The following is an 11,937-nucleotide window of genomic DNA, read 5'->3' as shown; positions in this document are numbered from 1 at the left end:
TTATTTTTGCAAAAAAATATATGTAAGTTTGACACTTCAAAAAGTGAGCCAAATTTTTACAAAAATACTATTAAAAGCATTGCATACAAAGTTATTTCATATCGTTTTTTCAGTAATTTTACTAACATTAGGAAGCGCATCTGTTTTTTCTCAAGAAACCCCAATTCTTAAAACAGTTACTTTACCAAAACCAGTTTTAGAAAAAACAAAAGATTCTACCGTAGTAGACACTGTTAAAAAGTCCAAAGCTTTTTTAGATGGTGTCGTAAAAATGAAGGCTAAAGAATATGAAAAGCTAGATCAAAAGAAAAAAACAGTTACTCTTCATGACGAAGCTGAAATATATTATACTGATTTTGAACTTAAAGCTGGTAGAATTGTTTTAGATTATGAAAAAAACTTAGTCTATGCAGGAAGATTAAAAGATTCTGCCGGAAACTATACGCAACGACCTGTATTCAAACAAGGTGAAAATGTGGTAGAACCCGATTCTATAATTTTTCACACCAAATCTAAAAGAGCCAAGGTTTGGAATTCAAGAACAAATCAAGGAGAACTTTTTATAAAAGCTGAAATTTCTAAAAAAGAAAATGATTCGGTTTATTTTATGAAAAATGCTCGACTTACCACATCTAAAAACATTGATGATCCTGAATACTATTTTTTAGTAAAAAGAGTAAAATTTGTACCTCAGAAAAAAGTAGTTATCAATTCTACTCAAATGTACATTGCTGATGTGCCTACTCCTATTTGGTTGCCTTTTGGATATTTTCCAATGTCTGAAAAAAGCACATCCGGATTTATTATGCCAACTCCAGGTCAAAATAATCAACAAGGTTACTTCTTACAAAATGGAGGTTATTATTTTGCATTAAGCGATTATTATGATTTAGCCGTTTTAGGAGATTATTACACCAATGGTAGTTATGGTTTACGAGCCGAAACAAGTTATGCAAAACGCTATAAATTTAATGGCCGTGCTAATGTACGATTTGAAAACAATATTCAAAGTGAAAAAGGTTTTCCTGATTATTTAAAATCTAGACAATATAACATTCAGTGGTCGCATAACCAAGATTCAAAAGCATCACCAAATTCAAGATTTTCTGCTTCTGTAAATTTAGGAAGTAGTCAATATTATAGACAGTCTGTTAATTTAAATAATATTGGATCAACTGTAAACAACAACTTAAGTTCTTCTGTTGCATATTCAAAAACTTTTAAAAGTGTTCCACAGGTAAATATGTCGATATCTGCAACTCACTCACAAAATACAAATACCCAACAAATCGATATGACACTTCCTACATTTCAAGCAAGTGTAGATCGAATTTTTCCATTTGCTCCTGGTGATGGAATAAAAAAAGGTATCATCAAAAACATAAGTTTACAATATAATATTAGAGGAGAAAACAGAATTCGTACTACAGATTCCTTGTTTTTTAAACCTCAAATGTTTAGAGATGCTAGAACCGGATTTCAACATTCTATTCCAATTAGTACCAACTTTAAAATTTTAAAATATTTTAGTGTAACTGCTAGTGCAAATTATAATGAAGTATGGGCATTAAATACAATTGAAAAATCTTTTAGCACTATAGAAAACAAAGTAGTTACAGTTGATAAAAATGGGTTTGAATCATTTAGAACTTACAATTTTAACGTAGGTATTGGAACAACAATATACGGAACATTTAATTTTGGAGAAGACAAAAAAATTGAAGCTATTCGTCATGTACTTCGACCTAATATTTCTTACGGATATACTCCTAGTTTTGATCAGTACTTTGAACGATATGCTTTAGATGCTACCGGAATAAATTTTTCAAACTATACAAAATTTGATAATGGTCTTTTTGGAGCGCCTTCAAATAGTATTTCAAATGCTATGAATATTTCGGTTAGTAATACTTTTGAAGCTAAAGTAAAAGACAAAGAGAGTAAGAAAGGCGAAACTAAAAAAGTAATGTTATTAAATAATTTAAACTTTGCCACTCGTTATGATTTTAATGCCGATTCGTTAAAATTAAAAGAAATTTCTGTTAGCGGTGGAACACAATTATTCAAGCAAAAAATGAATATAAATTTCGCTGCAATTCTTGACCCTTATGCTATTGATAATTCAGGGAAAAGAATTGAGAAATTTAATATAGACAATGGCGGTAGTTTATTGAGATTACCACGAGCAAATATTACATTAAATTATAGTTTTTCAAGTTCAAAAGGTGACGATAAAAGCAAAACATCTGAACAAAATGTTCAAAACGGCGGTCGTGGAGATGATTTATTTGGTGTAGGTGCCGATTTAAGTGATAACCGACAAAGTTTATTTGGAAATGACGAAGATGGCAAGAAAAAAGAACCCAATTCTGATTGGTATCGAACAAAATTGCCTTGGGATTTAAGAATAGCCTATTCTATGAATTACAATAATGCAAATAGACAAGATGAAATTGCTTCCCATTCTTTAATGGCTTCTGGAAATATTGAATTAGCACCAAGATGGAAAGTAGGTTTTTCATCTGGATACGATTTTGTTCAAAAAGGAGTTACATTTACTCAATTACGATTTGAACGAGATTTAGAAAGTTGGAGAATGAGCTTTAACTGGGTTCCGTTTGGTCAAAACACCTATTGGGGATTCTTTATTGGCATTTCTTCTTCTATTTTAAGCGATATTAAATACGACAAACGACAATTACCAGATCGTGTTTTTAGACAATAACAAACGTAACCTATTATGAAAAAAATTATTTTTACAGAAAAAGCTCCTGCTCCTATTGGTCCATACAACCAAGCAGTTTTAGTTGGAAACACTTTATATTCATCAGGACAAATTGCTTTAGATCCTGCAACAATGGAATTGGTTTTAGATGATATTGAAACCGAAACTAAACAAGTTATGGAAAATTTAAAAGCGGTTTTAGAAGCTGCCGATATGAACTTTGAAAACGTAATAAAAACTTCCATTTTTATTATGAATATGGTTGATTTTGCTCGTATTAATGCGGTTTACGGAAGTTACTTTAACGAGGCAACTGCTCCTGCAAGAGAAACGGTACAAGTAGCCTGTTTGCCAAAAAATGTAAATATTGAAATTTCAATGATAGCTGTAAAATAATAACGGTTTCTTAATACAATTACAATCCTCCAATTTATACTTGTGAGGATTTTTTTTATAATTTAGTTTAAATGAAATCGATAGATAAAATAATAATATTACTTTTTATAATAAGCGTAACGTTTGTAAATGCTCAATATAGAGAAAACAACGCCTTATATACTTCTGGTGAACTAAATTTAGGTAATTATATTGGGGTTGATATTAATTTAAACTATATCTATAAAGAAAATTATAGTTTTAAAATTGGATACACAGGAAATATACGAAAACCTAAATCACAACCCGAAGATTATTCTTCTGGTTTAACCGGTGTTTTACTTTTTGGTGCGGCAAATCCTTATGATCAATTAGAGAATTATCAAATTGGAGTTGGGAAAATATATAAACTTAACCCTAGTGGAACTATTAGAGCAAATATTTCTTTAGGAGTAGGTTATACAATTATAAAAGAACCAGAAAATTGGGTAAGAATTAATAATGGATTTTTAGCTGAAAATTACACTTGGAATTATAATAGATATAGTACTTTTAGTTTGATACTAAATCCCAAAATAGAATTTCCCTTTTCAAGATTTTATGGGTTAACCCTTTCTCCTCTACTCCAAATAAACAAAGACCGAACTTATATTGGAATTGGTGTTGGACAAATGATTGGATTATTACGAAAAAGAAAATAATTTCAAATTAAATCTCGTCTAATCCTAACAATAACAACTGAGCCGTAGCTTCATTAGTAGCTAATGGCACATTATGAACGTCACAAATACGTATTAACATATTAATATCTACTTCATGTGCGTGACTTGAATTTGGATCTTTAAAAAAAAGTACCATTTTAGTTTTACCTTCAGCAACTCTGGCTGCAATTTGAGCATCACCACCTAAAGGTCCAGATAGCATTTTTTTAACTTTAAAACCAGCAGCTTCAGCTTTTCCACCGGTTGTACCTGTTGCAATAATTTTGATATTTTCTTTTGATAAAATAGCTTTGTTTTTGTTTAAAAACTGAACCATATCTGCTTTTTTTCCGTCGTGTGCAATAATTGCGATTTCCATAGTAATATTTTTCAACCCTAAATATAAAAAAAAATCCCAAATCAATTGAACAAAGATTTGGGATTGAATAAATTTTAAGAAATTACTTATTTAATATATGATATGCGATTAAGCCATCAATAGGTCTTCTAAGTACATTTCCAATTTTCATATCATACTTGTTAAGAATTGCTGTTAATTCATCAATCAAATAAAAAGCAATAGAACCAATAAAATGTACAGGAACATCTTTTGCATTTTCATATTGCATAATGTAATTTTTGGTAAACTTTTTTAATTCTTTTTTAATGATTTTTTTACAATACGGATGATCTTTATGCTTAATAATAAACTTAGCAAATGTTGCTAAATAAGCATTTGGATTTGATTCTTTATATAAATTATGCTTAATATAATCGGCATCTAAATTGTATTCTTCTTGAAATTCTTTAGCTAAATCTGCTGGCATTGTATTAAAATAGTATCCTCTTATTAAATGTCTGCCAAAACGATTTCCAGAACCATCATCCATTGCAATATATCCTAACGATTGTACTTTTTGATGCAAAGTTTTACCATCAAAATAACTGCAATTAGAACCTGTACCTAAAATACATACAATGGCTTCTTCGTCTTTAGGAGTTGTTGCATAAACGGCCGCAAAAGTATCTTCGTGAACCGTAATTTTAGCATTTAAAAAATAGGCTTGAAAAATATCATTTAAATAATTTTTCATTCTATCAGTACCGCATCCTGCTCCATAAAAAAACAAATGAGTTGCTTTTAGTTTGTTGTGCGAGATATCAAATTTTTCTTCAAGACGATGAATAATTTGATCTTTGTCTAACACCTCTGGATTTAGACCTAATGTTTGAGTTGTGAATAATACTTTACCATTATCATCAATTGCTATCCAATCAGCTTTTGTAGATCCACTGTCAACTAATAATTTCATAATAAACTTGTGAGTTAAAGTAAATTAGAATTTAAAAAATCCTAATAGCTTTTATGTTAGTGTTAAATTACAAAAATCCCGTAAATAAATTACGGGATTTTGAAAATATATAAATTATAAACCAGCTACGTGAACAGATAAATCAATTAATTTGCATGAATAACCATATTCATTATCATACCAAGAAACAATTTTAAAGAAAGTAGAATTTAAACCAATTCCGGCTTTAGCATCAATAATTGAAGTTCTAGAATCAGAAATAAAATCTTGAGAAACCACTAAGTCTTCTGTATATCCTAAAATTCCTTTTAATTCGTTTTCTGACGCTTTTTTTAATACCGCCATCATTTCGTCATAAGTAGTTTCTTTTGCTACTTTTACGGTTAAATCTACAACAGAAACATCAACAGTAGGAACACGCATTGACATACCTGTTAATTTACCATCTAATTCAGGAATTACTTTTCCAACAGCTTTTGCTGCTCCTGTAGAAGAAGGTATAATATTAACTGAAGCAGCACGACCACCTCTCCAATCTTTTTTAGACGGACCATCGCAAGTCATTTGAGTTGAAGTAGTAGCATGAACCGTTGTCATTAATCCTTCAACAATACCAAAGTTATCATTAATTACTTTAGCCAAAGGTGCTAAACAATTCGTTGTACAAGATGCGTTAGACACTACAGTATCAGCCGCAGTTGCATTCATATGATTTACTCCCATTACAAACATTGGCGCATCTGCAGAAGGTGCAGAAATAACAACTTTCTTAGCTCCTCCAGTAATATGAGCATTAGCTGTTTCAATAGTAGTAAAGAAACCTGTACACTCTGCTACAACATCTACATCTACTTTAGCATCATCCCATTGAATTAATTTTGGATCTCTTTCTGCTGTAACTCTAATGAATTTATCATTAACGTATAATTGACCATCTTTAACTTCAACTTTTCCATTAAAACGACCATGAACTGAATCATATTTTAATAAATAAGCTAAATGATCTACATCTAATAAATCATTAATAGCTACAACTTCTACATTATCTCTATTGAATGTTTCTCTAAAAACAATTCTTCCAATTCTACCGAAACCGTTAATTCCTAATTTTACTTTTGACATTTTATTCTGTTTTATTTTTTTATTATTATGATGATACAATATCTGAAACTTTTACAAGTTCCATATCTATTTCATATTGTCCTTTTATGGCTTGCTCTAAAGGTGTTAGAGTAACTTTATCTTCATATAAACCAACCATAAAATTTGATTTACCTTCTAAAAGACTTTCTACTGCTTTTACACCTAATCTAGATGCTAAAACACGATCAAAACAAGAAGGCGAACCGCCACGTTGCATGTGTCCTAATACAGAAACTCGAACATCATACTCTGGCATATTTTCTTCAATGTAATCTTTTAATTCGAATACATTTTTACCAATTTTATCTCCTTCAGAAACAACAACGATACTTGATGTTTTACCTGATTCTTTACTTCTTTTTAAAGAGTCAACTAAACGATCCAATCCAAAAGCTTCTTCCGGAATTAGTATTTCTTCTGCTCCTGCTCCAATTCCTGCGTTTAATGCAATATGACCAGCATCTCTACCCATTACTTCTACAAAAAACAATCGATTGTGAGAATTTGCAGTATCTCTAATCTTATCAATAGCATCGATTACAGTGTTTAAAGCTGTATCATATCCTAAAGTATGACTTGTACCAAAAATATCATTGTCAATTGTTCCTGGAATTCCTATAACCGAAAAACCATATTCTTCATTAAAGATTTCGGCACCTGTAAAGCTTCCATCACCTCCAATTACCACAAATGAATCGATACCTGCAGCAACAAGATTATCGTATGCTTTTTTTCTACCTTCGGGAGTTCTGAATTCTTTTGAACGAGCCGATTTTAAAATAGTTCCTCCTTTGTTAATGATATTTTTAACATCTCTAGGTCCCATAGGTTTAAAATCGCCTTCAATCATTCCTTGATATCCTCTATAAATACCAACACATTCTACATTATAATACGCACAAGCTCTGACAACAGCTCTAATAGCAGCATTCATTCCTGGTGAATCTCCACCTGAAGTTAAAACGCCTACTTTCTTAATCTTATTAGCCATAATTTTTGTTTGTTTATGTAAAGTTATAAAACGAAATATTAAAAAAGAGTATTTTTTGCTAACTATTTAATAATAGCAGCAAATTCAAACGTTTTCGTTAATAACTTTATGATTTTTGTACTAAAAAAATACGAATTAATCGATTTCTGGAACTTTAATTGGTTCCTCTTTTAAAGCTTCAGCAGATTTAGCTTTTCGCTGATTTATGAATTCGATAAATTCTGGTGGAAATTCAGAATCTGGAAAATCATCTTGAGATTTTGATGGATCTACTTTCTTATTGCTTCTGAATATTTTTTGCATCATTTCTTTGAATGTGTCAAATTCAACATTATAAGTAATTCCTAAGCCTTGCGTATATCCTATTCCTTCTCCTACGTAGTTGATATCGTTTTCTCTATTAAATACATGAGCATTTAATGTACCATCTTCATTAATTTGAATTAGAACTTCTAAATTACCAACAATAACGGTTTCTGTTACACCACCAACGGGAACCCCAACTTTACCATTAATAGTAATTCTATCATTAATTCTTGTATTCATAGTAACACCAACTCTATCAGAAATATCGGTTAATCTATTTCCTTGTGAATAATCTAAACCTAATTGTAAGTTACTGTCTTGGTCTGCAAAAAGACCATTAATAATAGAGCTAGCACCTTCTATAAGTGAACCATATGCAGCGTTTCCTGTTGATTCTGCTGTAACAAAAGAACCCGTTGCCATTAATGCAAAAGCTTGAGTTTGTCGTGTATCTTTATCTTGTAATTTGTAGTCTATTTCACTTTTTAACACCGAACTTACGGTTGGGAAATCGATATTAAAATCGGGTTGTGGATTACTTAAATTTCCATTTAATAAGATAGTAACATTAGTATCTACTTTTCTGTTAAAAGAAGCACTTTCTACTAAAACAGCAGGGTTAGCCATTGTTTTATAAGTTGCTTTTAAATCTAAAACAGCATTCATTGGATCTCCATCCCAACGTATAGTTCCTCCTTTATCTACACTAAATTTTTTATCTATAATGCCACCATATTTAAAATTATATTGACCCTCTTGAACAATAAAATCTCCGTTCATTTGAAATTTACCTAATGTGTTAATTTCCATAAACATAGATCCTACTCCAGTACCTTTCATAGCGTGGCCTGTTTCGCGATTTAAAATAATTTCAATTTCGGCATCCGTATCAATATCAAAATCAAATTCAAGTTCTATACCTTGGTAACGATTTTCTTTACTCTTATTTTCAGTTAATGATTTTTGAAATTCTTCAACTGTCATAAAATTAATAAACGAATTATCGCCAATATCTTCATCATCGTTAACCGGAATTTTAATGGAAGTTCCTTTCTCAGATTCTCCTGCTACTTTAATATTTAATGCATCTATAGATCCTGTAATACTTGCTTTACCCTTCATAAATGCAGTTCCGTAATAATAGGCATCATCTGAATCTTTTGTATCTAAAGCTAAAATATTATCCGATATTAAATGTAAATCTAGTCCCCAATCGCCTAATTTATCATGTTTTATAGTTCCATCAATTACACCCTTAGTTTTGTATTTGGTATCGGTAACTTCTATTTTTCTTAAACTAAATTGATGTTCTGTTAAATCTACTATGGCATTTTTTTCAAAATCATAGTCGACATTTAAATACGGAACACGCATACCTGCGTCATTAAGGTAGAGTCTACCATCAATTTCGGGTTCCGTTAACGAACCTTCAATTGTTGTTCTTCCGGTTGCATTTCCTCTTACATCAGACAAAACATTGCCCAGTAATGAACCAAATGGCGCTAAATTAAATTTTTCAAAACCTGCAACTAAATCTAAAGTCGATTGATCTCCAACAAAGTTAATATCTCCATCTAGAAAAAAGCGTTCATCACCATCTTGTTTTAAGCTAGAATTGACTTTAAACTCGTTAAAATTTTCATTTCCTTCTATTCTAAAATCTAAATCGCCTAACAAAAATTTATTTATCTTAAGACTATCAATTGTTATATTAGAAATAGGTTCATATAAATTTTTACTTTGTTTATATGTTATATTTCCATTTATCTTTCCACCAAAATCTAAACTATCTAATGTTGGGGTTACTTTATTTAGATCTACATCATCAAATGACAATTTAAAATCTTTATAAGTTGAATCTCTCATTGTTCCAAAAAAATCAATTTTTTGATCGTTATGAGATAAACTTAATTTTTCAAAATTGAAATTTTTAAAATTCTTATCAAAAACTATTTTATTATCATTGTTTTCTCCTTCATTAATAAACCACAAATAGTCTTTGAACTTAATTTCTGATTTTTTAAAACCTAAAATAGATTGTTTTTCCTCGTTAATAGTATGATATAAATTTAAATCATATGAATCTTGACTCTTTGGACCACCTTTAAATTCTGAACGTACAAACAAAGTATCATTTAACGTTACATTTATAAGATTAAAATCGGCAATTTTATAGGTGCTATTTTTAATAGAGTCAACGGTAATGTATGCGTTATATAAAGGATTTTTGTTATCGATATCTATTTTTATATTTTCAATGATATTTTCATAAGCTATTATATTTGGTGATGTAAAATCGAATACAAATCTTCCTTCATCTCCATTAATTTTACCTTCTAGTTTAGTATTTTCAGAAATTTTTACATCTGGCACAAACACTTCTACAATTTTATCATAAATAGTTAAATCAAAATCTAAGAATTGTCCTTTATCTAATTTATTTGGAGAATAATTAGCATACAAACTTCCAAGAGCATTTTCTACCATTTTTTGAAGTTGGTTAACTTTATATTTCCCTACAATTTGTCCGGTAATTATATCAGGTGAATTAATATCAATAGTTCTAACTCTTTCAGAATCAAAAGAAGAGACTACTTCAAAATCTTCAAAAAAGTAAGCATTTTTGCTATTTTGATACGAAACATCTTTAATATTTAATATTCCAGCTATATCATCAATAGAATTTCCATCTGCTTTAAAACTAATATTTCCTTTAAAAATAGAAACAGAATCATTATCCACTAAATTCAAAACATACAAATCGGCATAATCAATTTGAGCTTTAAAATCATATTTTTTAGCGGTCAAACTTAAATCGATAATACCATCAAAATCCATTTTTAAATTAGGATCATTACTATTAAAATAACCTTTATAATATGGCATTTTCATACTACCATCAACCGTTATATTTTGGTAATTATAACCATTATAATAAAACTTTTGAATATCGCCTTTTATGGCTGTGTTTAGTAATTTTTGCGTAAATCCTCTTCCATCTACTTCCAAGTTTACAGTAGCTTTTCCGATATCTTGCTTTCCTAATAAAGTTCCTAAATCAAAATTATTTAATACTAAAGTTCCTTTATACAATGCATTATCTATAAAATCTATATTTTGCATAGAAAGATTACTTTCTAACTCGCCCAACTTAGACATTAAATAAACATCGGCATTTATATATTTCTGAGTCAATTCTACTCCTCCAACCATATTTACGGTTCCTAACTTATCTAAAGTAGAAGGTAAATTTTTTCCAAGAATTTGAGGTAAAATTGCTACTAAACGCTGATAACTTGAAGTTAGTCTATCAAAATTACCTTTCATGTAAAAAGTTTGATTTCCTTTTCCAAAAAGATTTTTAAAATTAATTGATCCTATAATTTCGGATTGATTTTTATCAACTAATTTTAAATTATGTGTAGTAAAATTATTTAATGTACCTACTAAATGTGTATCAACATAAAATACATTGTTCTTTCCAAACTCATTATAAAAATAATTCAAATCGTTAGTAGCTATTGATGCTTTATCAAATTGAACATCAAAAATTACTTTATTATTAAAATCTGAAAAATCTTTGCGATTATATTTTAACTCTACTCTACCAATCATTTCAGACTCGGTAGTTTTCATTGTTAAATCATTCAGTAAAATATTCTTTTTGGTGTAAGTAAAATCAGATGTAATATTTTCAACCTTTAATCCTCTATGATCTTGAAATGATAATTTGTTTATATATGTAGTTACATTTGCTCCTTTTATGAAAAAATCTTCAATTACACCGTTAAGCTGAGTAAAATCGAGCATTTTTGGAGTAGAAAGATTATAATCTATATATTGAAAACGACTAGTAAAAACGGTCATTTTATTAGCTTTCATCCTAAATTTACCCGAAGAAGGAGAACCATCATCAAAAGCTTCAATGAATTTATCTAAATTAGTATAATTTTCATTTTTATAATTTATGATACGAACATCTAAACCATGCATTATCACATCTTTTAGATACGGGTGTCCTGGATCATAAATTTTTTTGAAACTCAGAATAGATGTATTTAGTTTTTTTATATAAAATAAAGTGTCTTTATGATGGTCCAAAACCAATACTTCGCCTAATTTAACACTTCCAAATGGAGTAACGGCAACTGTACCAATAGTAATGTTTGTTCCAAATGATTTATTTATGCTTTCTGTTGCATATTTACCTAAATACGTTTGAACTGAAGGTAATGACAAAAGAACTCCCAAAAGAAGTAACAACAGGAGAATTCCTATTATAATTCGAAATACTATTTTTTTAAATTTTTTGATACAATCTTTTGTTTTAAATTTGCAATCAATTACCTCTTGAGTAGTAATCCAACAAAAATAAGGAATTTT

General features: G+C 29.5%; 8 protein-coding genes. 3 read left to right on the top strand and 5 right to left on the bottom strand.

Annotation, left to right across the window (positions count from 1 at the left end; all coding sequences use genetic code 11):
- Positions 1-28 precede the first annotated feature (28 nt).
- From GFJ99_RS11890 to GFJ99_RS11880, 3 genes are all read left to right on the top strand, one after another.
- On the top strand, positions 29-2,725 hold the full coding sequence (locus tag GFJ99_RS11890) for a putative LPS assembly protein LptD (protein ID WP_203228789.1): 2,697 nt from the start codon (positions 29-31) through the stop codon (positions 2,723-2,725).
- Between the two features lie 15 nt (positions 2,726-2,740).
- Positions 2,741-3,121 carry a RidA family protein gene (locus GFJ99_RS11885; protein WP_153209077.1) on the top strand — a complete coding sequence of 127 codons (381 nt, stop codon included), beginning with the start codon at positions 2,741-2,743 and terminating at the stop codon, positions 3,119-3,121.
- 71 nt (positions 3,122-3,192) lie between these two features.
- Positions 3,193-3,801, top strand: a complete 609-nt coding sequence (locus GFJ99_RS11880; protein ID WP_153209075.1) for a hypothetical protein — start codon at positions 3,193-3,195, stop codon at positions 3,799-3,801.
- 7 nt (positions 3,802-3,808) lie between these two features.
- Here the strand turns inward: GFJ99_RS11880 and GFJ99_RS11875 are convergent, their stop codons facing one another.
- From GFJ99_RS11875 to GFJ99_RS11855, 5 genes are all read right to left on the bottom strand, one after another.
- On the bottom strand, positions 3,809-4,180 hold the full coding sequence (locus GFJ99_RS11875; protein ID WP_040470893.1) for a methylglyoxal synthase: 372 nt from the start codon (positions 4,178-4,180) through the stop codon (positions 3,809-3,811).
- 82 nt (positions 4,181-4,262) lie between these two features.
- On the bottom strand, positions 4,263-5,114 hold the full coding sequence (locus GFJ99_RS11870) for a BadF/BadG/BcrA/BcrD ATPase family protein (RefSeq protein ID WP_153209073.1): 852 nt from the start codon (positions 5,112-5,114) through the stop codon (positions 4,263-4,265).
- Between the two features lie 114 nt (positions 5,115-5,228).
- A complete protein-coding gene (gene gap, locus GFJ99_RS11865; protein WP_008257161.1) occupies positions 5,229-6,236 on the bottom strand; it encodes a type I glyceraldehyde-3-phosphate dehydrogenase in 1,008 nt (335 codons plus the stop codon).
- 25 nt (positions 6,237-6,261) lie between these two features.
- Positions 6,262-7,248, bottom strand: a complete 987-nt coding sequence (gene pfkA, locus GFJ99_RS11860) for a 6-phosphofructokinase (protein ID WP_008257159.1) — start codon at positions 7,246-7,248, stop codon at positions 6,262-6,264.
- Between the two features lie 135 nt (positions 7,249-7,383).
- On the bottom strand, positions 7,384-11,793 hold the full coding sequence (locus tag GFJ99_RS11855) for a translocation/assembly module TamB domain-containing protein (protein ID WP_238990966.1): 4,410 nt from the start codon (positions 11,791-11,793) through the stop codon (positions 7,384-7,386).
- Positions 11,794-11,937 lie beyond the last annotated feature (144 nt).

The organism is Flavobacterium sp. LMO6 (assembly GCF_009495795.1).
Lineage (GTDB): Bacteria > Bacteroidota > Bacteroidia > Flavobacteriales > Flavobacteriaceae > Flavobacterium.
This window is presented reverse-complemented; position numbering and strand designations above follow the sequence as displayed.